Here is a 26,356-nt window from a genome sequence, read left to right as displayed (position 1 = left end):
ATGCCAAAACAGAAACTCAGCCCTGAAGATGTACAGATACTCAACTCCGGCATAGGTCTCAAGCACCTACTTACCGAGAATAAAGTCGATCTGGAGAAATGTGTTCGCGCAGCACGTTATGAAATAAGGATACGAGAATTGCAGGCAGATCTGATTAAACTACAGAACTGGGTGATTGAACAAAGAAAAAAGGTAGTAGTCATTTTTGAGGGCAGGGATGCAGCTGGCAAAGGAGGTGCCATCCGACGGATTAGCGCACACATCAATCCGAGGCATTTCCGCATAGTAGCATTGGGCATTCCCACAGTGGAGGAAAAAGGACAATGGTACTTTCAGCGATACGTCAATCAGTTGCCCCATCCCGGGCAAATGGTCTTCTTCGATCGCAGTTGGTATAACCGGGCGGTTGTAGAGCCGGTGAATGGGTTTTGCACTGACGCAGAATACCAGGTTTTCATGGGGCAGGTCAATGATTTTGAAAAAATGATTATTGAATCAGACACCTATCTGATTAAGTTCTATTTTTCCATTACCAAAGAAGAGCAATTAACCCGTTTCAATGAAATCAAAGCCAGTGCGCTCAAAAAATGGAAGATGACCGCAGTGGATCATCGGGCGCAGGAGCTGTGGGATCAGTACACGATCTATAAAGAAAGAATGTTTGCCCTTACCCATACAGAAAGGTCTCCCTGGGTGATTATCGATGCCAACCGAAAGACAAACGCACGAATCAAAGCTATGGAATATATCCTGGCAACCATTCCCTATGACCCCAAATAACTTCCACTTTTCCCATTGAGGAAGATACTTGCGATAAACACAGGGAGGGGTTTGACATTTGTTGAAAATGTTCTACCTTTGTACTCCATTTTCTAAACCCTATGATGGATATTCAACCAAAATCGTTTAAAAACGAGTACGAAACAACGTTCATCCTCACTCCCGATCTGCCAGAGGCTGAGCACAAAAAGGCAGTTGACAAATTTGTCAACCTCATTAGGGAAAATGATGGGGAAGTGTTCAATGTTGAGCACTGGGGCATGCGCAGGCTAGCCTACCCTATAGCGAAAAAGACGAACGGCTACTATGCCTATGTTGAGTTCAGAGCTTATGGTGATTTTGTAAGCAAACTGGATCAGGCATACCGTTACGACGACCAGGTAATCAGACATTTGACTGTGAAGCTTGAAAAACATGCTGTTGCGTTTAATCACAAACGCCGTGAGCAGGGATTTGGGCTGAGAAAAGACGCGACCAAAGGTAACCGTTAATCGAAGAAATTATGGCAAAAAGAGATTCAGTAATCGGACCTACCGCGGTCAACCAAATCCGGACCCAGCAGAGACAAAAGAAGTACTGCCGTTTCAAGCGCGCCGGAATCAAATATATTGATTATAAAGATCCTGATTTCCTCCTGAAGTTTGTCAACGAACAGGGGAAAATCCTTCCCAGAAGACTGACTGGAACCAGCCTGAAATTTCAGCGCAGGTTGTCTGTGGCTATTAAACGTGCCCGTCATCTGGCCCTTATGCCTTATGTAACCGATGATTTGAAGTAAAAAACCGTAACTCATGCAAGTAATACTCACTCAACCGGTAAGAAATCTCGGGGATAAAGACGACGTGGTAAAAGTAAAACCCGGATACGCCCGAAATTTTCTGATCCCACAGGGACTGGCTGTCATGGCGACTGAGTCGGCCAAGAAATCCATGGAAGAAACAAAACGTCAGGCTTCCCATAAAGTGGAATTCATCAAACAGCAGGCCCGCGATGAAGCGGAAAAACTCAATGGCGTGAAAATCGTCATCGAAACCCTCGCTGGCCAGGATGGTAAACTGTTTGGCTCTGTAACCTCTATCCAGATCTCTAACAAGCTGAAGGAAAAAGGTTTTGAAATTGACCGCAGAACGATCATCGTGGAAGATATCCGCGCAACAGGCGAATACGTTGCTACGATCCACCTTCACAAAGAGGTCAAAGCTGAAATTGCGATTGAAGTTCTCCGCAAAGAGGACTAAATATATTGACTTTCAAAGGCTTTATATCCCCGTCCTATCTGGATGGGGATTTTTTTTGGCCTTACCTCTACAAAAAAAAGATGAGGCTCTCCCAAAGAGACAGCCTCATGCAGCCATGAAAACGCCCTATAATTAGAACGAGAATCAATATTTTCGATTCTGTCTTTATGACAGGCAGAAACCGAAAAAGTCACCCGTTTCTACTTTTTTTTACAAAACATTTCCAACTATTTTTTACGGAGTTATAAAATCTCTGCGTTTAAAGAGATGAAACTGATCTTCGATAAAAAATTCTCGGGTTCACGCAGAGGACGCAAAGGAATCGCAGAGTTTCGCAAAGGCATCTGCGTTAATCTGCGTGGTACTCTGCGTAATCTGCGTTCAAAGGCAGGGGATGATCTCCGATCAACATCGTGACGGTTCACGCAAAGGACGCAAAGGAATCGCATCTGCACGGGCAGACGCAAAGGCATCTGCGTTAATCTGCGTGGTACTCTGCGTAATCTGCGTTCAAAGGCAGGGGATGATCTCCGATCAACATCGTGACGGTTCACGCAGAGGACGCAAAGGAATCGCAGAGTTTCGCAAAGGCATCTGCGTTACTCTGCGTGGTACTCTGCGTAATCTGCGTTCAAAAGCAGGTAGATGATCTCCGATCAACATATCGAAGGTTCACGCAGAGGACGCAAAGGAATCGCAGAAATGAATTTTATGATCCCGGAGGATTATCAATTCTTCTTTTTCTTCTCCTTGTCAAATTGTTTTGCCTGACGGCTCCATTCATCCCGCCGGATTCTTCCGGGGAAAAACTCAATCACTTCATTTACCTTTTCCTCATCTTCAGCCGTAAATTTTGAAATCTGGAGGAAGGTAAAAATACCAATACTGTTAAGCTTTTTCTCGATAAATGGCCCAATGCCTTTAATCAGTTTCAGGTCATCTTTATCGGAAACAGAAGCAACGCCAATCCTGTCAAAATTGATTTCCTGGGCTCTTGCCTGAATACGCTCCAGGGTTGCAGTTTCTTTATCTTTTGTGTCCACAAAACCTTTGGACTGCGCTTCGGGCTCATGTGCCTTGACTTCAGCAGCCTGAAAATGAAGCAGTTCTGCCCGGAGTTTTTTATTCTCCTCAAACTCAGACTTCAACGCATCCTGTGCCCCGTCGTGTTTGACCTGAATACTTTTCAGTTGTGTTTTTAAGTCATCTATTTCCTTTACTGCATTTTCATACAAAACAGACACATCTTCAAATCTCCGGCGAAAAGGAGCGAGTGTATTTACCTCAGCTTCAAGCTCCGAGCGTTTGGTGGAGCATTCTGCCAACTGCTTTTTCTGGATATTGAACTTGTCTTCCAGCTCCAAATATTTGGTGCTGATATCGTCATATTTAGCGCTCAGTTCCTTATTTTTCCCAACAAGTAGTGTATGCTGATTAGATAAATCGCTATACTCTCCTACTTTTTGATCGTAGCGTGCTTTCAGGGCACGGTAGGCCCATTGTTTGATGATCCATATGATGAGGCCGCCGAGGATGGCAGCTACAATCATCATTATGAGTGCTACGGACAGATCATCCATGATTCCTTCCCAGTTCATGTTTTATTATATTGGAATGATAGTTTTAAGAGGAATATTTTACTGAATTTTAACTTCGACCCTTCTGTTTTTTGCACGGCCCTCGTCGCTGTCATTTGAGCCCAATGGTTGTGATTCACCTTTGGAAGCTACTTCAATCTGTCTTGCGGCAAGGCCAAATTCCACAAAAAATTTCCGGACAGTTTCAGCTCTTTCCAGCCCAAGTTTTTTGTTGTCTTCGTCAGTCCCTGTACCATCGGTATGGCCGGTGAGAAGCAATTTTTTCCCGGAGTTCTGATTCAGATACTGAATAGTTTTTGTGATATAGTTCCGGATATCTTCATTCATGGAAAGCTGGGAACTACTGAAGTCAAAGTAGAGGTTCCTCGCTTCAAATACCGGAGATTCCGCTTCAAATGATCGCGACTTTTCTTCATTTCCGGCAGCGCGGGCAGTGGTGTTTGTTTCAGTACTTAATGTATCTGAAGGGTCAGGTGCGACGGCTTCCGCAATGGCTCTGTCAACGAGGCGGAAATTGATTCCTCCCAGCAAGGTATCCTCTGCTGTAAAAGGCATCGTGGCCGTATTTCCCAGTTCAAAACTCCGGATCATACGATCGTCAGGTGTACCGCTATTTGCCAGTAGTCCGCGCACAAAATCAGCTCGTGCAAGTCCAAGGTTGGAAAAAGAGGAAGTGTTGGATTCATCCGACGCAAAAAGCCCCGTGATTTCAAGGTCCTTGTCAGGATGGTTTTTCAGGTAGCCGGCCAGAGAGTCCAGTGCGGTCTTAACCTCGCCTGGAACAAAACCGGAAGCACCCGACCGCGGGAAACGGAGATTCGCATTTTGTGTCATCAGAGGTTTTCCCTCATAAAAAACGGAAAATGGAGCTCCACGAACAGTTGGGCTAATGCTGTCATTAGCTGGCAAATCTGTTACTGTAAGCGCATCACAATGCCCTTTCACTTTACAAACCCAGTACCAGGATCCACCACCAATCCAACCTACAAGTGCCACAACCAGTGCCAGTAGTAATAATCTCATAGGGTTATATTATGGGTAGAAAAGAAAATACTTTATAGTTTTTTGATAAAGTATTTTCCGTAAAGTCACAATATTCAGCAGGAATAATTAAACAAATGATTCATTTAATTGCCGTAGTAAGATAGAAAAAAAAATTGATTTTCCCGTTTTATACAATCTGTCCAAAAATTCTTCCGGACAATTTTGCCTATATTTAGGGCTAATTCATAAACCGAAGACGACGAATGATGAAATATACGATTTCATTTAACCGGCCCCAGGAAAGGCTGGTGAAAGTAGAAATTGAAACACAGGTAACACCAGGTCCTGTCCGGTTTTTCCTTCCCAAATGGCGGCCCGGAAGATATGAGCTTCAGGCCTATCCCAAAAATGTTTCTGACGTTACGGCCCGTGATATCGACGGAAATGCGATGAGGATAGAAAAAATCTCTACCCATTGCTGGGAGGTAAATGTGACGGAAGAAACAACGCTCACTGTCACTTACTTGTATTTCGCCAATGTTCCCGATGCCGGAGGTTCCTACTTTGATGACAAACGTATCTATGTCAACGGGATCAACCTGTTTATGTACCGGCAGGAATTGATCGATTCCCCCTGCGAACTCACGATATCTCTGCCCGGCAATTATATACTGGCAGGAGGATTTGCCGGAGAGGGACCAGTCTATCATTTGGAAAATTTTCATCAGTTGGTCGATACGCCTTTTCTCGCAGGAGAAGACCTGATTCATCACCCGTTTGAAATCGCCGGTATCCCTACTCATTTGTGGTTTCAGGGAGAATGCAGACCCGATCTGGAAAAAATGGAGGCAGATATTCGAAACTATACCCAGGCACAATTGGCGGTGTATGGAGAGTTTCCTGTGGACGAATATCACTATTTATATGTGATGCTCCCCTACCATTTCCGGCATGGCGTCGAACATCACAACTCGACCGTAATCGCTATGGGCCCCGGGCATCAGCTGATGACGCCAGCCATGTACAAATCCTGGCTGGAAATCTCCTCCCACGAATTGTTTCACACATGGAATGTCAAAGCCCTTCGCCCCGCAGACATGTATCCTTACCGCTACGACGGAGAAAACTACTCCAAACTTCACTATATCACAGAAGGGGTTACTACCTACTATGGCGATCTGATGATATGGAAAGGAGGAATATGGACGCCCCAGCAGTGGATCAACAGTATCAACGGAGAACTCTCCACACACTATAATATGGGCGGAATGGCCTATATATCGCTGGAAGAAGCAAGTTTTCAAAGCTGGGTGAATGGCTATCAAAAAACAGGAACACCCAACAGGAGGATATCCTTTTACACCAAAGGATATATAGTATCTCTGCTCCTCGATGTGGAAATACGACAGGCAACGGGCAATGAATTTTCACTGGACAATGTCATGTGGGAAATGTACCATACCATTGCAAAAGCAGGCAGAGGTTATACCGGAAAAGATTACCGCAGAATTATTGAAGGTATCAGCGGACAGGATTTCGGGCCATTCTTTGATAAATATGTTTCCGGCACCTACTCATTGGAGCAGGCGCTGATAAGGCTCGGTGAATATATGGGTATGGATCTGTATATGATACAACCCAATGACCCAGGGGAAGCCTGGTGGGGAATGAAAACCACGGTCAACGCGCAGGGAGATACGATGATAGAAAGTCTGTTGCCGGGAAGTTCTTTACTGGCTGCAGGCCTGGCGGAAGAAGATGAAATCATCAGCATCAATGGTATGAAAGTAGAAGGCAATCTGAATGATTTGCTCAGATATTTTTCAGATACGCCAGAGCAGGATATAGAAATCCACTATTTTCATATGAACCAGCTTCATACAGCGAAAATAGCTGTCAATACAGGGTTTTACCGGATGATTCCTCAATTTGCATTAAAGTCCACTCTCACCGAAGCGCAGCGAAAAAATATGGAGTTATGGCAAAAGATTACAGTAGGAGCGGTAAAAGAACTGTATGAAAAAAACGATTGATTTGCGAGGGTTGACTCAGGGTATCGTCATCAGATCGGTAGGTTCCAGCAGTCGGGTAAAAACCGAAGACGGTAAGCAGTATGATTGTATTATCCGGGGAAAATTTCGCATAGAAGGGCTCAATACCACCAACCCGGTAGCGGTAGGAGATGAAGTATTATTTTCCGGGCACGAAGAAGGCGAAACCGGTGTCATTCAGGAAATCCTTCCCCGCAAAAATTATATTCTCCGAAAGGCCATTGCCCATTCACATAAAGTACATATCCTGGCGGCCAATATTGATCAGGCGATTCTGTTGTTTACTATTGACCAGCCGGTAACCTCCACAGGCTTTGCCAACCGGTTTTTGGTCGTGGCGGAGGCGTATCATATTCCTGCCAAAATTGTCATCAATAAAATTGACCTGCTTAATAGTCCCGAGCAAAAGGAAAGACTGGAGGAAATCACAGACCTTTATAGTCGGATAGGCTACGAAGTGATCCATGTCAGTTCACGCGATAGCAGCTATCAGTCGCGTGCAGCAGAACTGCTTACCGGAAAAATATCGTTTATCGGTGGGCATTCTGGTTCGGGAAAATCTACATTTATCAATCTGGCCGACCCTGATCTGGACATCAAAACATCCGAAGTCTCTGAGTATTCCAATAAGGGCGTTCATACCACTACTTTTGCAGAGATGCATCCATTGGCCGGAGGCGGGTATATCATTGACTCTCCGGGGATCAAGGAATTGGGGATTACCGATTTTGAGCGCACGGATCTGAGCCATTATTTCCCGGAGATGCAGGAACTGATGAGCGAATGCAAGTTCAACAACTGCACCCACACCAATGAGCCGAAGTGCGCCATCAAAGCCGCCGTAGAGGCCGGGGAAATTCATGCCTCAAGGTATGACAGTTATCTCCGGATGCTGGAGGAGACGGAGGGGTAGACCCTGCGAAATCTCCCCAAATGCACCCAAATCATATGAGGTTTGTAATCTAACATGAGTTTGGGTTAAGCGAAATCATGTAATCTATCTTTCGAGTGAGATATATATCAATATCCCGCTTTTTTTTTATTTAAAAAAATAATTTACTTTGCAACACAAAGTACTTTGCAATCGTATTGATTGTATTCTACCAATATTCACCGCCAACTCACTATACTATGCAACAGTCCCTCTCCCGTTTCAGCATGCTTCACTTCGGCTACCTTTGCCTGCTTACCTGCCTGGGAATATTTACCTACCAGGTTTTTGGTGACTACAATCATCATATTTTCAACGGCGGCGGCCTTTTCTGGGTCGTGTATGGAATTACCGTATCCTATTTTATCGCGATAATCATCACCCACCTTCGGGAACACGGATTGGCAAACTTCTCCAAAGGTGATGAAAAACTCTACTCCATAGCCCTTGTCCTGTTTTCGCTTTCCGCCCATTCGCTCAATCTCAGCAGGGAACTATCCGTATTCGCTCCATATACCAACTGGCTGAACGCCTTTATGATCGCTATGCACGCAGCGATTCTCGCTTTTCCATACAGAAGTCAACTCCCCGCAGCCATTCAGTATGTGATTTATTTTGTAAACGGTTCCGGAATGCTGGTTGCCTTTTATATGGCAATTTTCCTTGGCCCGTTAAATATTTACGCGATTCCGCTATCTATTGTCCTGGGCATATCGATGCTTGCGCTCGCTCCGGTTTTCTGGGTCATTCATTTCATCCAGTCGCTTTTCAGAATGAATCCCCTGCCCTGGTCTCAACGCGCTTTCTGGCTGGGTGTAACGATTCCTTTACTGATTCTCGGTGGTTTCCTCGCCAAATGGAACTCCGTACAAAAAGATATTTTATCTGCGCGCAGCGTATATCAAACCCGATACGCTGACATATTGCCCGAGTGGGTAGTTCTGAGCCAGGAGCTACCCGACGGGCCATTCACCGAAATGGTGATCATGAGTGAGGCTTTTTCTCAAAAATCATTCTGGACCGGTGAGTTAAACGGCATGCTGAACCAGCTCACCTATCAGGGCAATCAGCGCCACAATCCCCTGGCGGTCATTGCGCATATGATGTACGAAAAACTCAATTTCACCGACGAAACGCTGATCAAACTCCTTGAATCCCGCTATGACGCCAGACATATGACCCACCGCCGCCTATGGCGGGGCGACAACCTAGAAACCCGCAAGGTTCAGACCGATATCCGCATTTTCCCGAAATATCGCCTGGCCTATCTCGAAAAAACCCTCACTATTCACAACCAATCCTACGAAAGCTGGAGCCAGGAAGAGGCCGTTTATTCATTCTACCTGCCCGAAGGTGCGGTGGTTACTTCTCTTTCTCTCTGGATCAATGGCGTCGAACAAAAATCCAGACTTACCACCCGCAGCAAAGCTGACAAAGCCTATGAGACAATTGTAGGATACGAAAGGCGCGACCCCGCATTGGTACACTGGCAGGAAGGCAACCGCATATCCGTTACGGTCTTTCCCTGCACTCCCGATGAAGACCGCGTATTCAAAATGGGTTTTACCGCTCCGCTGACTATCAACGGTCAGATGCTGGAGCTGGAAAATGTGTATTTCAACGGCCCGGAAACCGCAGACACCCGTGAAGAAATTACCCTTACGGTTCCGGAAGACTATACATCCAAACCCAAGCTCTTCTGGGGATTCAGAGAAAAGGAGAAAGGAATTTTTACCTTTAAAGGAAGTTATCAGCCAGACTGGAAATTGCAGTTCCCCGCAACAGAACTGGCCGAAGACTATTTTTCCTTCCAGGGAAAATCGTTTCACCTCTCACCCATTGCGGTACATGAAGCGACATTTACCCCACAGGAAATTGTGCTGGATATCAATCGCAGCTGGACCAACAGCGACCTCGATTTTGCCCGCGCACTGACCGGAAAATTTCCTGTGTATGTGTTTACGCCACAAAGAGCACTGCTTACCGGCGATAATTTCAGGGAAGTAACTGATGGAATGCGCAAAAACCAGTTTTCCCTGCTTCCTCTGCATCTGATTCCCAACCCTGAAAACACACTCGTTATTTCCCGCTCAGGCAGCCGTTCTCCACTACTCAACGACCTGAAAGAAACACCTTTCGCCAATGGATTAAGCGCCTATCTGGCAGGTTTTTCTGGTAAGGTAAAATGGTTTGATATCGGAACAGAAATTTCCCCCTATGTACGGACGCTGAAAGAATTGCGAGTACTTGACTACACAACAGGCAGTACGGAAAGCCTTCAGGCATGGCTGGATCGGGGGATATTCATCTCTGAGCAGGAGGCCACTTCGCAGGTGAATATTCATGCCGCCGGAATAAGCATCAGTATGGACACGCTGGCACATAGTTCTTCAGCCCCGGACCATTTGATGCGTCTCTACGCCTACAATGACCTGATGCGGTCAATCGGCACACGCTATTTTGATAAGGAAAAACTGGAAGAAGAATGGATCAGAGAGGCAGAGGAAGCGTATGTTGTATCGCCGGTATCGAGCCTCACCGTACTGGAAACCCAGCAGGATTATGAACGGTTTGACATAAAAGAAAACAAAAAAACACTGGGCAATGCATCCGTTCACAACGATGGCAGCGCACCCGAACCCCATGAATGGGCGCTCATTGTGCTGGTTGGACTAATCATTGCGGGAGTACAAATCAAACGATTCAGATTCTAAGACCACTGAGATGAAAGAAAAAGCGATCACCGCAGCATTCATTTTACTGGTAATACTGGCAGGAATCCAGAATCTGATGGAATACCTTCGGCCAGAGATGAATGTGATACTTTGCCTGATGCTCGTTCCGATGGTATTCACGATCAAACGGCCGGGAGAGTATTCGATGCGCTATGGATGGATGGCAGCAGGAAGTATATTCTGTTTCCACCTGGTTCATATGCAGACATTTTTCCTGATGAGTATTGGTGCGACGATCTTGCTGATACTGGAGGCAAGGCATGGGAAAATGGGTATTTTACCCCTGATCCTGCTTGTGTTGATTTCTCCCATGTTGCAGTTTATCATGCGAATTTTCACCTTCCCGATCAGGCTGGAGTTAAGTCGGATTTCAGCCGAAATCCTGCAGTCGGCAGGAATGAAGGTGAGTGTAAGCGGGAATATTTTTGAAACCGGAGGCATGCGTTTTGCGGTGGACCAGGCTTGCATGGGACTGAATACCATGATCGCCGGGTTGATCATCACCACATTGCTTATCGCCTATGCAGAAAAACAATCACGGGTTTCCTTCACTGTATGGAAACTAAGTGTTCTTTACAGCACAACCATGATATTGCTTTTGATCGGCAACTTTTGCCGCATTCTGCTGATTGTGATTTTCCGTTCACCACAGGAAACCCTGAGCCATGAACTTATAGGTCTGGGCAGCCTGATTTTGTATGTAGCAGCTCCTATCTTTTTACTTATCAGGTATTTTACTCCCGGAAATAAAGGCCCGTTTTTTTCTCCGGCATATACACGTCCGGTACCTGCAGGCTTTTCGTTTGCTCTGCCTGTACTCATAACAGCAATATTTCTGTTTAATATCAACAGGGATTTTTATCGGTATGAGCCTATAGATTCAGAACTTCTCGCACTGGAAATCCCCGGCATGGAAAAAGAAATGCTCGACACAGGGTTGGCTAAGTTTCAGAATAAGGAGGTGCTATTGTATGTAAAACCTCCTTGCAAATTCTGGCGATCAGACCATACTCCGGCTATATGCTGGCAGGCGAGCGGTTACGAAACCGAACATATACGAACGATGGAAGTCAGCGGTAAGGAAGTATTTTTAGCAGAGTTACGTAAAGACAAGGAAATTCTGTACACAGCCTGGTGGTATGACAATGGCACACAGCAGACCCTCAGCCAGTTTGAATGGCGTTGGAATACCCTTAAAGGTGAAAAACCATTTAGCCTGATCAACCTGACGGCAGCAGATGAAATCACCCTCAGAGCGCAATGCCGGGAACTTCTGGAAAGGAGGGTGATATTTTCCGAAAAATAACCTGTATTTTTGCAGAGAACAGCCATCCACGGCACACAACTTGCTGGTGATCAAATACGCAGAACTTAGGTTTTGGATAAATTCGCATTGGGGATTTCGAAACAAAAGTGTATAATCGTACTGGTGTAAAAAGCGCCTTGTGTTTGTTTAACCTGTGATGTTTGAAAGTAACCGTATGAGGTCAAATCATCTGCTTCAGGGATTTATGATATTACTTATTTCCACGGGAATGGTACTCACATTGCAGGCCATTTTTGGAGGAAAACAAATGTCTCTGGATGATATTCCGGCATGGACAGCCATTGATACGGTTGTCCCTCAGATGGAAGAGTTGTACACAGATGATTCACTGGAAGGGGAAGAGAAATGGGATGCAGTTGAGAAAAGCGATCAGGCTACACCCGGAAAATCACCCTTATCAGGTTTTTATACAGCCCTTGACCGGGCAAAAAACAAAACTGGTAAAGCCAGAATTGCCTATTTTGGCGATTCAATGATTGAAGGCGATTTGATTACACAATCATTGCGCAATGACCTTCAGCAAATTTTTGGCGGAGAAGGTGTAGGTTTTGTACCCATAGTTTCCCAAACTTATGGGTTCCGCCAGTCAATCAAACACAGATTCAGCGGAGATTGGAAACAATACAGTTTTCTTACCCCCAATCCTACCAAACATGAGTTCGGAATTTCCGGCGAATTATTTCTCACTGAACACCAGGCAGCAAAAATGCCCGGAAAAACGTGGGTAAAATATTGGGGCGAAGACATTTACCCCACGACCCAGATTTTTCATAAAATCAGGCTTTTTTACGGAAAACAACCCATGGGGAATTCTTCAGACAATTTTGTACTCGTCACGATCAATGAAGAAAAGGATACATTCCCGCTCAACGAGACAAAAACTGTCAATGAAGTTACCATCGGCGACACAAAAACTGCTGAAATCAGGTTAAATTTTAATATACCTGAAGATCTTCCTGTATATGGGCTCAGCTTTGAAGACAGTGTGGGGATATATGTAGATAATTTTTCCTCAAGAGGAAACAGCGGTATGAACCTGACCAAGATACCCGCTACAACCCTGCAGGAATTTCACGAACATCTCGACTACGACCTTATCGTTCTGCAGTTTGGCCTCAATGTCATTATGTCCAATAAAACCGATTATAAGTTTTATGAGAATGGGATGAAGAAAGTTGTCAAACACTTTCAGGAGAACATGCCAGGCGTGGACATTCTGATGGTAAGTGTAGGAGATAAAAGTTCGGTGATCAATGGGGTACGCCAGACTGACCCGAGCATCCCGCTGATTGTGGCAGCTCAGCGTAAAGTAGCCGATGAGACAGGCATTGCTTTCCTTGACTTGTATTCAGGCATGGGCGGAAGAAACTCCATGATCAAATGGGTAAATTCGAACCCTTCTCTGGCGCAAAAAGACTATACACATCCCAACCGACGCGGTGCGGTCGAAGTTTCGAATATTGTCAAAGAGTATCTCCTGAGTGAATACCCTTCACGCGAAAGCGTCCCTAAACCCTCAACCCTCGCAGAATCTTTCTTGCTCAAAAAATAATGCCTTTCAGGCCTTAACATGCGTAAACTCACCTTTAGCATTTTTCTTTTTACAGCCATTACTCTTTTTTGGGGTTGTGGTCCCTACCCTACGATCATAAATCTTCAGGTAGTAAATAAAGAAACCCAACAGCCTTTAGACAGCGCAAGGGTGGTATTGTACCGATATTATGACAGCAATTACCTTACAGCCATTGATTCACAATGGACGGGAGCCGATGGGGTAAGCAATTTCCGGTTCATTTCTGAGGATGGGTATAAGTATCTGGTCGAAGCAAACCGGAAATATTTTCAACCCGTACTCAACGAAAACGGAGCAACTTACGACAACCAGCTAGACATTGTGGCGGGAGATACCAATACGGCCGTTTTGCTATTGGAGCTTATTCCCCCGCCTGATCCAGAAAAGTATGAAATGATCCACCCCGCTGTTCCGGTAAATCAGGTGATTGCAGCACTTGCGACCGATACATGGGAATGGGTTTTTCTGCCAAAACTGTACTGGGAAGATATACCCGCATTGCTAATGGTCGGAGGAGATAGCAGTTATGTACAAAACTATCCACGCAATCCGCAGAGCACTTACAGGCCAGACAGTGTTCGCACCGGATTGGTAGCATTGTGGTTGGTAGAAGCCATTCGAAAAGGAACACTGGCATCCGAAGAAATTACCGGCGACCTTATGCCCCCTTCCCGCGCACCAGTGTTGGGAACCAGTAAAGGAAACCCCAAAGGATTTAACAGTACCGCGCAGATCAGAGCCGCACTCCAGGCCTATCAGGAATGGTGGGAAGCGGGCAAAACCCTCGAAAAGGCAGAAGCTGCCAAAGCGAACCCCCTTGCCGGAAAAGGAGTAAGCTGGATGTAGGTTCCGAATCATGGAAAAAACAGTATTTCTGATCGGATTTATGGGGGCAGGAAAAACCACCCTGGGAAAAAGTGCAGCAAATGCCCTGAGTTGGGACTTTGTGGACCTCGATCATTTTATAGAAGCAGAAGCAGGAAAAACCATTCGGGAGATATTTGAGCAGGAAGGAGAAAAAAAATTCAGGGAAACCGAAAGAGAAGCCCTGAAGCAAATTGCCCATTCCACGGGCCGAAACCGTATCGTAGCCACAGGTGGGGGCGCACCGTGTTTTGGAGACAATATGGAGTTGATCAACATGTTGGGAATATCTATTTACCTGAGACCAACGACAGCAACACTTTATGACCGCCTCCGGCTTCAGAAAGCAGAGCGTCCTATGATACGGGCGGTTGAAGATACCGATTTGCCTGCCCATATTGAGATGTTACTCTCAAAGCGCGAACCTTACTATTTGAAGGCACATTTTGTGCTGGAATCTCCCAAACTTAATACAAGAGGACTGGTAAGTCTGATTGAAGAAACAAAGGTTTGACAGGAAGTTTGTAGATTTACGAAACAAACATCAAAAATATCATGCGCAGTCTTAAACTTTTTGTGATTTTTCTCCTGACAACAACAGGAATATTTGCACAGGACGAAGAAGCCCTGCTTTTGTCAGGTCCTATGGTAGGGTACTCCGAAATGCGGGAAGTCCTACTGTGGGTACAGACCAATGGCCCTGCCCAGGTACAATTTGAATACTCAGCCGGTGAAGGCGCCAAAATTGCTTACAGAACAGAAATTTATCAGACGCGGCTCAGCGAAGCCTACACTGCCCGTCTGATTGCGGACCAGGTAAAACCCGGACAAATCTATTCATACAAACTGTTGATCAACGGAAAGGAAGTAGCACGCCCTTATGCGATGACTTTCCAGACGCCCCCACTATGGCAGTGGCGTACAGATCCACCCGAGTTCAGCTTTGCAGTAGGGAGTTGTTCGTACATCAATGATGAACCTTATGACCGTCCGGGCACTCCATATGGCGGTGATTATCGCATATTTGAATCCATTCATCGAAAAAACCCCGACCTGATGATCTGGCTGGGCGATAATACATACCTGCGGGAAGCAGACTGGTACACCAATACCGGAATTATTCATCGCTATACACATACCCGAAATGTTGCAGAATTGCAACCCCTTTTGGCTTCGACGGCTCATTATGCCACATGGGATGACCACGACTACGGCCCCAACGACAGCGACCACACGTTTCGGGACAAAAATCTCACATACAGAGCCTTTCAGCTTTTCTGGGGAAACCCATCTTACGGAATTGAAAATCAGGGCGGTGTAACTTCTACTTTTGAGTGGGGAGATGCACAGTTTTTTTTATTGGACGACCGGTATTTCCGCGATCCCAACGACAAAAAAACAGAAAAACGAAGTATCCTTGGAGAAACCCAGCTTCGCTGGTTTATGGATGCGATCATCAGTTCGACAGCTAAAATAAAATTTGTTTGCATAGGCGGACAAATGATCAATACTTCGGGCGAATCAGAAACTTATTCGGCGATTGCCCCGGAAGAGCGGGAATATATTCTTAACACCATTGCTTCAGAAGGGATCAAAAACGTCATTTTCCTTACCGGAGACCGCCATCACGCCGAATTTTCGGTATATGAAAAATACGGAGTGAAAATTTATGATTTTACCACTTCACCGCTTACTGCCGGTATTCATAATAATCCGAAGGAAGCCAATACGTTGCGGGTTCCGGGATCGTATTTTGGCCAGCGGAATTTTGCCATGGTAGAAATCACCGGTCAAAGATTGGCGAGGAAAGTAAAACTCAGCCTTTTTGACACAGATGGCAAACCCCTTTGGTCAACAGAGATCGAGATTTTGAATTAATGGTTATTACTCCAGAGACATGGCGATTTTTGCCATTTTCTGAAGAAAGATAGTCAGACGGCGCCGGGAGATCAGCAACTCGGTGCCGTCTTCCATTATGGCAGTCCCCCCCTGAAGCCGGGAGTACCCTTTCAGATATCGGAGGTTGATGATATAGGATTTGTGTATTCGCTCAAACCATTCATCACTGAGCACCATGACAAAGTCTTTCAAAGAACGGGAGATCAAAAGTTTTTGACCATTATGAAGCGTAACATAGGTATATGAACCTTCTGCTTTCAGGTAAAGGATTTCCTTTTCATCGACCAGTAAAAATCCATTTGTCTGAGGCAACAGAATCCTTTCCTTTTCAGATTTTCCGACAGGCAAAAAAGTTTGAAGAAACCGAAGGACACGTTGGAGCAATTCGGGAGAAGATTGAAAAATATGGTGATTGGACTGCAAAAAAGTAAGAACCTGATCGGGAGGAATGCTCCGTTCATGATTTTCAAGGATTGGGGTAAATTCCATAGGGCGTTAGTTTTGATTGTGGGTAATCGAAATAATTGCTTATCTAAATACTTAGTCAACGAGAGCCGAAAAACGTAAACAGGTTTTCGGAAAAAAAATAAAAAAAATTACAAGTGATTGATAATCAGCGATATTTTTTAGAGGAAAAAATTAAGATGAGCGATTAGAAACCGTGGAAAACCAGTCCTGTGGGATTGGGAAACGTTGGGGAAACCGATTTAAACCGTTGGAAACAACTGAAAACCGCTAGAAACCGTTGCAATCCGTTGAAAACCGTTGGAAACCGAATTAATCCGTTTGAAACCGTTGGAAACCGATCCCTGGGGATTTTGCGATTCCAAACAGTTACAATCCATTACAATCCGTTGCAAACCGTTGGAATCCGATAGAAACCGTTGCAATCTTTTAGAAACCGTTGGAAACCGATAAAATCCGTTGCTATCCGTTTCAAACCGTTGCAAACCGTTTGAAACTGTTAAAATCCGTTGAAAACGGATTTGAGCCAAACATAGATAATTGATAATCAGTAAAATAACACTGATACTTACGGTGGAATCCAGTGCAAACCGGTCCTTTAGGGATTCTTCGGTTGCAATCCGTTGAAATCTTTTAGAAACCGTTGGAAACCGATAAAATCCGTTGGAAACCGTTGGAAACCGATCCCTGGGGATTCTGCGATTCCAAACAGTTATAATCCATTGCAAACCGTTACAAACGGATTTGATCCAATCACAAAATATTGATAATCAACAAATTAATACTAATCCTTACTCCAGAATTTGGCGTAAACTGATTCGTCAGGAATTCTTCGGTTGGAATCCGTTGGAAACCTTGAGAAACCGATTTAATCCGTTAAAATCCGTTACAAACCGTTTATAACGGATTTGAGCCAAACATAGATAATTGATAATCAGCAAAATAGCACTGATACTTACGGTGGAATCCAGTGCAAACCGGTCCTTTAGGGGTTCTTCGGTTGCAAACCGTTTCAAACCGTTGCAAACCGATCCTTGGGGATTCTGCGATTCCAAACAGTTACAATCCGTTGAAAACCTTGAGAAACCGATTTAATCCGTTTGAAACCGTTGGAAACCGATAAAATCCGCTGAAAACCGTTGTAATTCGTTAGAAACCGTTACAATCCGTTGAAATCTTTTAGAAACCGTTGGAAACCGATAAAATCCGCTGAAAACCGTTGTAATTCGTTAGAAACCGTTGCAATTCGTTGAAATCTTTTAGAAACCGTTGGAAACCGATAAAATCCGTTAAAAACCGTTAAAAACCGTTGGAAACCGTTGGAAACCGTTGGAAACCGATAAGATCCGCTAAAAACCGTTGGAAACCGAATTAAACCGTTGCAAACCGTTTGAAACCGATAAAATCCGCTGAAAACCGTTGTAATTCGTTACAAACCGTTGAAATCTTTTAGAAACCGTTCCAAACCGATAAAATCCGTTACAAACCGTTGAAATCCGTTGCAAACCGTTTCAAACCGTTCCAAACCGCCTCCCAAAGCATTATGCCATTCCCCCCCCCAAAAAATATTTTTTTTCTCTCTTCGATTAAACGTTTTACATGCAAAAGAAGTCTTCATTAAAACATCCTCAGTATGAAATCATTTCTCCTTATCCTTCTTGCTTCCGGCCTCTTTTATCCGGGTATTGTTTCTGCCCAAATTCTGAATCCTACTGTTGTAGATATTCCTATGCGCGATGGTAAAACCCTGAAAGCTGATGTTTACCTGCCCAATACTACCGGTACTTTTCCTACCATTCTGATCCAGACGCCATACTCCCGGATCCTTTACCGGTTAAATCTCCCCCTCGGCACAGGCAAACAACTCAGTTCCAGTCCTTACGCCTTTGTCATCGTGGACTGGCGTTGTTTTTACGGATCTGCCAATGCTTGTATTGCTACTCCCAAAAGGGGGGAAGATGGCTATGATGTGGTGGAATGGATCAACACTCAATCCTGGTCAAATGGCAAAATCGGAACCTGGGGCCCTTCTGCGCTTGGTGGTATTCAATACCAAACCGCAAGGGAAAATCCGCCCGCACTCGATTGTATCGCTCCCCTGGTCGCAGGGTCTCAAAATAATTATCTCCAAACATTCCCCGGCGGTGCTGCTATTACAGAACATATAGAACAACTCGACGGTCTCGGATTTGGCCTTTCCCCCATCTACTACGCCAACCCTGTCAAAAATCTTCTCTGGCAGATTGCAGAATCTACTAGCCTCTACCCTTCCGAAATTAAAGTTCCCACCTTTATGATCGGTGGCTGGTATGACCATAATGTCGAACTCATGACCGAACTATACAATGCCCTTCAGACTTCCTCTGATATTTCGGTAAAAGACCAACATCGGCTCCTGATGGGTCCCTGGGCTCACGGAGGTTTTGGTACAGCTTATGTAGGCTCTGGTCAGCAAGGTGAACTTTTTTATCCCGAAGCCGCAGGATGGAGTGATTCGCTGGCCCTGAAATTTTTTGACTTTTACCTCCGGGATCTGCCCAATGGATGGGAAAACACCCCCAAAGTACAGTATTTCCAAATGGGACAGAATACATGGGAAGGTTCCTCCTCCTGGCCTCCAACGGGTACATTCAATCAAACTTTATTTCTCCATGAAACCGGAGAGATTCAACCTTTCAGCCCCACTGTTTCTTCCGGCCATCTGACATATACCTACGACCCCAACGACCCATCTCCCACTCATGGAGGGCCTACACTTCGGGCAGATCAGCTTCAAGGTCCTTATGACCAAAGCAATATTGTCGAATCCCGCAATGATATTTTGCTATTCTCCTCTCAAATTCTCACAAATCCTGTGATCGTAAAAGGCAAACCGTATGCAGAATTATATGTTTCGTCCAACAGGCTGGATACGGACTTCGCCATACGCCTTACCGATGTTTATCCCGACGGCAGATCTATGCTGCTTTCAGACGATATTCAACGGATGCGGTTTCGCAACGGATATACTGCCGCCGATACAATGGCTATGACACCCGGACAGATTTATCATATCCGACTTACTTTGCCTGATATTGCCTATACTTTTTTGCCCGGGCATCAGATTCGCCTGGATGTGAGTTCGGCAAACTATCCTCGCTTCAATCGCAATATGAATACCAATGGCCCAATGTATCCCAACCTGAACGGAGACACGCTGGTAAATCCCCTGGTAGCGACCAATACCTTGTATATCAACAGTTCTCAGCCTTCATCGATAACATTTCCCCTGACCGATTCTCTTTCCACAGGACTGGATTTCTCCCGTGAAAACTCGTTACCCCTCGAAATCTACCCAAATCCTGCCAGCGAAACTGTGGTGATCAGGCTTTCAACAACCCTTCAGAAGATTAATGTGGTTCGGCTTTACGATCTTTCAGGGAAAATTATCACAGAGGACTTTTCGCCTGATTTTTCGACAGGGGAATATGTATTTCAGGTAGGAAAATGGCCGGAGGGCATCTATATCGTGGAAATCAGTTCGCCGGAAGGTCTCGGCTGGAAAAAACTGATTGTGGCGGGGAATTAACCCTACGCCGCCATTTCGGCCAGCGGATAATCAGCTCCATGACTACAAGGTTGGGGATCCAACACATATAGGCCACAAAAATATAGGCATCAGCAAAGGGCCATCGGAACCCCGCCAGCAGCAATGGAAGCCACAGACGAAGTGTAACCGCAGCAAATGTCAGGGAGAAACTCCGAAGCATCCATTCCTTGTGCAGGGTAATGTTTTTTTGACGGATACGGATATATGCCATCAGGCTGGTGGTAAACCAACTAACTGCCAGCAAAGCAAATCCTATCCCGGTAACGACGCCTTCATTTGCGAAAAATGCCAGCGAAAACCCGGAGATACTGCTCATCAGAATAGCAACCAGATATATTTTACCCATGGTTCGATGCAGGGAAAGCCGGCGATTTCGCCATCCTGGCAAAAACTGAAAGGGGCCGGTAACCAGCGCAACCGCACCGCCACCCACATGCGCATAAAATGCTAGCCGATACAAAAAACTTCCCAGTAAAATCGATGGTTTGGTACTCAGGAAGTTGTCTTCCACTTTAAAACTGAAAAAAGAAAGTGCGTATGCCGCAATTCCAAATGCCAGCAAAAACAGCAGGATACGACTTGCGAGAACAACTGCTTTTTTCATACTCAGGCGACGATTTACAATTATTTTATTTTGTATAAGCGTTTTCCCAATTTTTCCGAAGCCTTCAGGTGTGATTCTCCCAAAGGAAATGACACCAAATGCATAGCCAGGAAATTTTCCTCAAATAAACGGGATTCAGTTTCTAATACAATAAGAAAAAATTGAACCAAACATCGCCACACGTGTACTTATTCTCAAACAACACCAAGACCATGATCAGAAATTTATTTTTAATATTTATCCTGATTATTTCAGCCTTGTCTGCCTTCCCCCAACAGCCGGAGCAGATCGCCCGCATTACCCGCGAACTCAGAGATTATAACTATTACAAAACGCAGGTTTCCTTATGGAAAAAAGCGGTCACCGCCAACCCTGAAGACGAAAACGCATGGCTCAACTACTACGAAGCCAATCGCGCAGCAGGCATCGTCAATGAAGGCAACCGCCCCGAAAACACAGAGGCGCTCCTTTCCCAAATGAAAAAACACCTCCCGGAATCTCCCACATGGAACTTTCTGATGTACCGCAATGGGGGCAACGATATTTCCCGGTTTCCCTACCTCGAAAAAGCTTATCGCCTGCGCCCTGATATGCCCCAGATCATGGAGGAAATGGTCACTTACTATGAATTCAGCAACAACCCGGGGAAAAGAAAGGAGTTTAACCAAAAATGGTACGAAACAGGCGCCATGCCGGAAGAACTGCTCGCATTCAACTACAATGTGCTGGTAAGTCTCGAACCAAACGCCATCCTTTTTACCAACGGCGACAACGATACATACCCTGCATGGATGCTTCAGGATGTAATGAAAGTACGCCCGGATGTAATCGTGCTGAATCGTTCTCTGGCTATGGATAAACCCTACCTGACCGGATTATTGTCCCGGCTGAATATCAAACCCTTTACCTTTATCCCTGCCAGCGACGGATATGCACCCTTTCAGGACAAACTTGTCGGTCATCTTCTCGCTAACGCCGGACGTCCCCTGTATTTTGCGCTTACCGTTTCTCCCGAATCGATAAAAAATCACAGAGAAAATCTATACGTGGTGGGGCTGGCCTCCAAATACAGCGTCAAAAGATTTGATAACCTCGCCGTACTTGCAAAAAATGTGGAAGAACAATTTTTTCTCGACCACCTGAAAGTCAACTTTAGCTATTTTTCGCCATATTCGAGCATTACCCCCATGCGTTCCACGTACCTCACGCCTTTACTGATGTTGCACCAATATTATACAGAGAAAAAGCAGACAGCCAAAACAGCAGAACTGAAAAGGCTGATTGAAAAAATCGGGATGGATACAGGAAGAATTGCGGAAGTAAAAAAAGCCCTGGGAGAGTAAAATATGCGTTTTTTCCAGCCGATATATGAGCATTGCAGCGATGAGGAACTGATGACACTGATCGCTGAGCATGACGAGCGGGGATTCGATGAATTGTACCGCCGGTATGCTGATCGTATGCTCCATTATTTCTGGAGGATGTTGTATCATGACAAGGAAAAGGCGCAGGATTTTTTGCAGGATCTTTTTGTCAAAATTGTCGAAAAGCCGCATTTGTTCCACCCCGACAAACGCTTTTCAACCTGGATTTACAGTGTGGCTTCCAATATGGTCAAAAATGAGTACAGAAGCCGGGAAGTGCGCAAAATCATGTCCACCATGGACGATCTGAGCGGGATCAATATTACCGAACCACCAGACGAACATTCCCTGGACCAGCAAAAATTTGTCGTTCAACTGGAAGAGGAACTGGAGAATCTCAGCGAAAATCACCGCGAGGTCTTTGTACTCCGCTATCAGGAAGAACTGTCAATTAAAGAAATCAGCGAAGTGATGGGATGTTCGGAGGGAACGATCAAGTCGCGGATATTTTACTCCCTCCGAAAGCTGGCAAATGGTCTTAAAACCTTTGATCCGGGCAAATAGACACCAATGAAATTAAAGAATGAAGCGCTATGGATATTGAAAAAATGATGAGAGAGAAACCTTTTTCCGCACTTACGGATAAGGAGCGGGAATTGATCCTGGCAGAAATGTCTGCGCCGGAATATGAAGCCATTAGAAAAACGGCGCTTGCTGCGGAGCACTATTTCCAAAAGGAAGCAAAAACCCTTCGTCCCCGACCTGAAATACAGGGAATCGTGCGGGAAACTTTGCGAAGGAAACAGGAAGAAACGGTTACCGGGCGCATCGGCAAATTGCTGAGCCTCAGGGTCCCCGCCTATCAGGTGGCGGCAGCCGTAGCATTGCTGATCGCTACCATGTATTTCACCGGCAGACCCTCCCACACATTACATACAGGAGGCATAAAAACGGCTATGATTGCAGATTCGACCATGACTGATACGGCAACACAAAAGGGAATAAACCTCCTGGAAGACACCGTTTTTTCGCGGTTTATGATGGAGGCGTTGTAAAATCGAGGAAAAAGTAGTTGAGGTTTGCACCGTAATGAAACCGGTCCTCCAGATATTGAAAACCTGCTTTTATAAGTACCCGCTGAGAGGCGAGGTTTTCAGGGTCTGTAACGGCAACCAGCCGTGTGGCATTTAATGTTTTCCGGGCATAATCGATCAGATAAGCGGCTACCTCTGAAGCCAGCCCTTTTCCCCAGAATTCCCGTGCCAGACGATATCCGATTTCTATTTCTTCTGTTGTACCTAAATATCTGAGGCAAAATATACCCACAAACCGCCCGTCTTCGCGACTCCGCACCGTCCAGTAACCCATTCCGGGATGTTCCTCCTGCCATTCGATAAGCTCACCCAATTTTTTATCTGACTCTTCGTGTGTATATACCGGTGCTATATATCGCATCACCTCAGGGTCAGCACTCAGCCGGTGGTATTCGTCAAAATCTTCGAGTGATAAAAGGCGAAGTTCTGTTCTTGCAGTAATCATATTCTACCATTCAGGGCATGATCCCCATCTTTTGCATCAGGAAAGTTGCATTCAGGTTTTGAGAAATGCCATCCATGAGTTTGTAGTCAAACGTCAGCAGATCGCCGGTAATTTCCACTTCAAATCGTTTATTTCGCGCAAAATCGGGATAATCATCTGCGAGTTTCCCCAACGAAAGATCGTGCGTAGCGACAAGTCCTACGGCATTGAGTTGAATGAGTTGCTCGATAAATTTGCGGGAACCGATCATTTTATCCTTCGAATTGGTTCCCCGGAGCATTTCATCCACAATCACAAAAACCGGTCGGCCTTCTTTGAGTTTATCGATGATTTTTTTCAATTGTTTGAGCTCGGCATAAAAGTAAGACTCATTGTCTGAGAGCGAGTCTTGCGTCCTTACACTGGTGATCATCTCTATCGGGGAAAACGCATAATTTTTAGCACAAACCGGGGCACCATTCATTGCCAGAATCAGATTGACGCCTACGGTTCGCAAAAATGTACTTTTCCCTGCCATATTTGCTCCGGTGATAATCAGAAACTCTCCCGGCTTGGCCAATTCCACATCATTATTTATCCGAATGCCTGCGTCCAGCAGGGGGTGCCCCAATTGCTCCGCTTTCATGAAAAAAGCGCCTTCCGATACTTCTGGAAAAATCAGATCGGCGTAGTTGTAGCGAAATCTTGCAAAACTGCCCAATGCGTCCCAGCGACTGATTATCTCAAACCAGACAGGCAGGTCTGCTTTGTGGGTTTCCCGCCATTTTTCCAATAACAATACATAACGAATATCCCAAAGCAGGATGCCATTCAGCAAAAGCCCCATAAAAGCATTGAGCCGCTGGTCGAGCATATAGGTGAGATCTCCCAGTTGTTTAATCTGCTCACTGGCAGGAACGCCGTCTTTTACGATCATTGCATAATCCTGCCGGAGGAGTGGTGATACAAATGCTTCTCCTTCTATCTGAGCCAGCAGATCTGCATATTTGCGGAGCATTTCAGATTTTTTACCTACCTGAACCTGCTGCCGCCCTACCCTGCCGAGGTTGATTCCCACAACCCCCAGGTTGATCAGAAAAAACATCAGCGCAACACTTCCGGGAATCTGGTACTGCGATATTCCCAGTTCGGGAATAGTCGGAATCAGCCACCCCAACAAAGACAAAAAAAACAGTCCGGGTAAAATCCATATCAGGCGGGGATATACAGATTGAGAAGTAAAATAGGGCTTCTCCTCCAGCCACGCCAGCAACGAACGGCTATTTTCCGCTGTATCTGTCTTCCCCATACCCAATGCCTGAAAATTCAGGTTCCACGCGGGTTTTTCTGCCAGTTCTGCAACGGCATCCTGCCTCAGACGAATTTCGGATACAGATTGTAAAGGATTTTTCAGCCCTTCTGCCAGCGCATTTCGCCCAATGGAAGTGCCTGTGCGGTTGATAAACTGAAACACCGATCCGCGGCCAAAAAAATCGAGATCGTAAGAATACGGGTGGTCGTAATCGCGAAATTCTATCCCGTCAGAGCGATCTTTCCATTCACCCTTTAGTGAGAGGATTTCTGCCTCGTTGACAGATAAGAGGCGTTGATTGTGTTCCCGTTTCTCCGCCACAACTGTATGCCACCGGATAAGGTAAAGAAACAGAACCAGCAAAATCATTCCACCGGCCAGACCGACCGGCGTATTCCATTGAAACAGAAGATAATCAATGCCTATTGCGCCAAGGAATACAACCAGACGCGCCCAGGAAAGCTGGTTGTACTGACGGGTAAGTAGTGCAAGTTGTGCGGAAAGGGCGGCTATTCTCCCCTCATATTCAGGTATGCGGTTCATTTCGTGTTGTGTATTATCCTTCATCCGATACATTTACCTGATAAGCCACGAGTCGGTTGTTGAAAAATGTGGGAATCAGCAGAAGATTTTCGGAAGGCATAAACCATATATCAGCGGTATTGATATCCGCTTCTTTGGTATTGAGGAGGCTCGTTTTTTGGCCGGAAGGATTGACCAGGAAAATTTCCCCCTGCCAGTCGGAAACAAGATAATAACCCGGAACCGAAGTAGCGACAATCCCGTCAGGGCGTCCCATATCTTCGGCAATGGCCAGCTTTTCACCCGTAGAAAGCGAATAAGCGGCAAAATCACTAACCCCCACTTCCCCAACAAGCAGGCGGTTTTCTTCGATGAGTACCCCATTGGGCAAATCCAGATCGCCTTCTTTCCAGAGTGAAAGCCGGTTGTCCTCGAGAATATAAATACGGCTGGAATCCATATCAGAAATGTACACCCTCCCGGAAGCATCTACCGAAATATCATTAAACATACCCGCCTTTTCGAGTGCAATTTTGTTGATGATTTCGCCCTTTTCCACATCGATCGACACGATTTCATCTACGTCTGTGGTGTAGAGAATATTACCAAAAAGGCCCATTCCCTTGGGGGAACTCAGTCCATCTACCCAATAGAGATCGAGTATTTCACCCTTAGTGGATACTTTGGATATAAAACCATTTCCATCTTTCTGGCGGGGATTGAGGTTGACATTGGAGACATAGATCACGTCGCGGGTTTCGTCGTACAGGGCTGATTCAGGGGTACGAAGCAGGGTATCTGTCGCCCAGGCTTCTGTGAGGCTGAAGGATACATTTACCGGCTTTTCTGTTTTCTCTGTATTCGAATCAGCAGCACCTGTATGGCAACTGAACAATGACAGCGCAATGCCCGAAAAAATCAGGGGTAAAATAGGTTTCATATACATGTTTTTGTTTGCGGCACCAAAATACACAATTCCCGGGGGGAACGATAACATTTACC

Annotated in this window: 23 protein-coding genes; 16 read left to right on the top strand and 7 right to left on the bottom strand. The window is 45.5% G+C overall.

The annotated features are described in order from the left end of the window. From ppk2 to rplI, 4 genes are all read left to right on the top strand, one after another. Positions 1-780, top strand: coding sequence for a polyphosphate kinase 2 (ppk2, locus tag R3D00_06275; GenBank protein ID MEZ4772773.1), 780 nt, complete (start codon positions 1-3; stop codon positions 778-780). Positions 781-881: 101 nt separating this feature from the next. Then, a complete protein-coding gene (gene rpsF / locus R3D00_06270) occupies positions 882-1,271 on the top strand; it encodes a 30S ribosomal protein S6 (protein MEZ4772772.1) in 390 nt (129 codons plus the stop codon). Between the two features lie 11 nt (positions 1,272-1,282). After that, on the top strand, positions 1,283-1,558 hold the full coding sequence (rpsR, locus tag R3D00_06265; protein MEZ4772771.1) for a 30S ribosomal protein S18: 276 nt from the start codon (positions 1,283-1,285) through the stop codon (positions 1,556-1,558). A gap of 13 nt (positions 1,559-1,571) precedes the next feature. After that, positions 1,572-2,018, top strand: coding sequence for a 50S ribosomal protein L9 (gene rplI, locus R3D00_06260; GenBank protein MEZ4772770.1), 447 nt, complete (start codon positions 1,572-1,574; stop codon positions 2,016-2,018). A 728-nt stretch (positions 2,019-2,746) separates the two neighbouring features. Here rplI and R3D00_06255 read toward each other — a convergent pair. Then, on the bottom strand, positions 2,747-3,616 hold the full coding sequence (locus R3D00_06255; GenBank protein MEZ4772769.1) for a hypothetical protein: 870 nt from the start codon (positions 3,614-3,616) through the stop codon (positions 2,747-2,749). A gap of 39 nt (positions 3,617-3,655) precedes the next feature. Next, complete coding sequence (locus tag R3D00_06250) at positions 3,656-4,639, bottom strand: OmpA family protein (GenBank protein MEZ4772768.1); 984 nt, start codon at positions 4,637-4,639, stop codon at positions 3,656-3,658. Between the two features lie 224 nt (positions 4,640-4,863). Here R3D00_06250 and R3D00_06245 point away from each other — a divergent pair, with 224 nt between their 5' ends. The 8 genes from R3D00_06245 (at position 4,864) to R3D00_06210 (ending at position 15,959) form a co-directional block, all read left to right on the top strand. After that, complete coding sequence (locus R3D00_06245) at positions 4,864-6,633, top strand: hypothetical protein (protein ID MEZ4772767.1); 1,770 nt, start codon at positions 4,864-4,866, stop codon at positions 6,631-6,633. After that, positions 6,617-7,564: a ribosome small subunit-dependent GTPase A gene (gene rsgA, locus R3D00_06240; GenBank protein ID MEZ4772766.1), complete on the top strand. Its 948-nt coding sequence runs from the start codon at positions 6,617-6,619 to the stop codon at positions 7,562-7,564. The genes R3D00_06245 and rsgA overlap by 17 nt, the downstream gene beginning before the upstream one ends. A 218-nt stretch (positions 7,565-7,782) precedes the next feature. Further along, positions 7,783-10,296, top strand: a complete 2,514-nt coding sequence (locus R3D00_06235; protein MEZ4772765.1) for an XrtN system VIT domain-containing protein — start codon at positions 7,783-7,785, stop codon at positions 10,294-10,296. A 10-nt stretch (positions 10,297-10,306) separates the two neighbouring features. Further along, entirely contained in the window at positions 10,307-11,623 is a 1,317-nt protein-coding gene (xrtN, locus tag R3D00_06230) for an exosortase N (GenBank protein ID MEZ4772764.1), read from the top strand. 175 nt (positions 11,624-11,798) lie between these two features. Next, complete coding sequence (locus R3D00_06225; protein ID MEZ4772763.1) at positions 11,799-13,196, top strand: GDSL-type esterase/lipase family protein; 1,398 nt, start codon at positions 11,799-11,801, stop codon at positions 13,194-13,196. Positions 13,197-13,214: 18 nt separating this feature from the next. Further along, positions 13,215-14,063 (top strand): DUF4943 family protein, encoded by an 849-nt coding sequence (locus tag R3D00_06220; protein ID MEZ4772762.1) that lies wholly within the window; start codon positions 13,215-13,217, stop codon positions 14,061-14,063. Positions 14,064-14,073: 10 nt separating this feature from the next. Further along, positions 14,074-14,595 (top strand): shikimate kinase, encoded by a 522-nt coding sequence (locus R3D00_06215; protein MEZ4772761.1) that lies wholly within the window; start codon positions 14,074-14,076, stop codon positions 14,593-14,595. A 41-nt stretch (positions 14,596-14,636) separates the two neighbouring features. Beyond that, entirely contained in the window at positions 14,637-15,959 is a 1,323-nt protein-coding gene (locus R3D00_06210) for an alkaline phosphatase D family protein (protein MEZ4772760.1), read from the top strand. A gap of 6 nt (positions 15,960-15,965) precedes the next feature. Here the strand turns inward: R3D00_06210 and R3D00_06205 are convergent, their stop codons facing one another. Then, positions 15,966-16,469 carry a LytTR family DNA-binding domain-containing protein gene (locus R3D00_06205; GenBank protein ID MEZ4772759.1) on the bottom strand — a complete coding sequence of 168 codons (504 nt, stop codon included), beginning with the start codon at positions 16,467-16,469 and terminating at the stop codon, positions 15,966-15,968. A 1,609-nt stretch (positions 16,470-18,078) separates the two neighbouring features. Here R3D00_06205 and R3D00_06200 point away from each other — a divergent pair. Beyond that, on the top strand, positions 18,079-20,013 hold the full coding sequence (locus R3D00_06200; protein MEZ4772758.1) for a CocE/NonD family hydrolase: 1,935 nt from the start codon (positions 18,079-18,081) through the stop codon (positions 20,011-20,013). On the opposite strand, the gene R3D00_06195 is transcribed toward R3D00_06200, so the two are convergent. Continuing rightward, positions 19,961-20,638, bottom strand: a complete 678-nt coding sequence (locus R3D00_06195) for a DUF2306 domain-containing protein (GenBank protein ID MEZ4772757.1) — start codon at positions 20,636-20,638, stop codon at positions 19,961-19,963. The two genes, R3D00_06200 and R3D00_06195, sit on opposite strands and share 53 nt — an antisense overlap. A 212-nt stretch (positions 20,639-20,850) precedes the next feature. Here R3D00_06195 and R3D00_06190 point away from each other — a divergent pair, with 212 nt between their 5' ends. Genes R3D00_06190 through R3D00_06180 form a run of 3 tightly spaced genes read left to right on the top strand, consistent with a single transcriptional unit; the run spans position 20,851 to position 23,057 of the window. Then, positions 20,851-21,981 carry a hypothetical protein gene (locus tag R3D00_06190; GenBank protein ID MEZ4772756.1) on the top strand — a complete coding sequence of 377 codons (1,131 nt, stop codon included), beginning with the start codon at positions 20,851-20,853 and terminating at the stop codon, positions 21,979-21,981. A gap of 3 nt (positions 21,982-21,984) precedes the next feature. After that, on the top strand, positions 21,985-22,566 hold the full coding sequence (locus R3D00_06185) for an RNA polymerase sigma factor (protein ID MEZ4772755.1): 582 nt from the start codon (positions 21,985-21,987) through the stop codon (positions 22,564-22,566). A 29-nt stretch (positions 22,567-22,595) separates the two neighbouring features. Next, on the top strand, positions 22,596-23,057 hold the full coding sequence (locus tag R3D00_06180; GenBank protein ID MEZ4772754.1) for a hypothetical protein: 462 nt from the start codon (positions 22,596-22,598) through the stop codon (positions 23,055-23,057). Here R3D00_06180 and R3D00_06175 read toward each other — a convergent pair. The 3 genes from R3D00_06175 to R3D00_06165 are packed head-to-tail and all read right to left on the bottom strand — an operon-like array spanning position 23,038 to position 26,294. Continuing rightward, a complete protein-coding gene (locus tag R3D00_06175; GenBank protein MEZ4772753.1) occupies positions 23,038-23,541 on the bottom strand; it encodes a GNAT family N-acetyltransferase in 504 nt (167 codons plus the stop codon). The genes R3D00_06180 and R3D00_06175 overlap by 20 nt on opposite strands. Positions 23,542-23,551: 10 nt before the next feature. Beyond that, complete coding sequence (locus R3D00_06170) at positions 23,552-25,399, bottom strand: hypothetical protein (GenBank protein MEZ4772752.1); 1,848 nt, start codon at positions 25,397-25,399, stop codon at positions 23,552-23,554. Continuing rightward, positions 25,389-26,294, bottom strand: a complete 906-nt coding sequence (locus R3D00_06165; protein MEZ4772751.1) for a gluconolaconase — start codon at positions 26,292-26,294, stop codon at positions 25,389-25,391. Before R3D00_06165 ends, R3D00_06170 begins: the two co-directional genes overlap by 11 nt. Positions 26,295-26,356: the final 62 nt, after the last annotated feature.

Source organism: Bacteroidia bacterium (genome assembly GCA_041391665.1).
Lineage (GTDB): Bacteria > Bacteroidota > Bacteroidia > J057 > J057 > JAGQVA01.
This window is presented reverse-complemented; position numbering and strand designations above follow the sequence as displayed.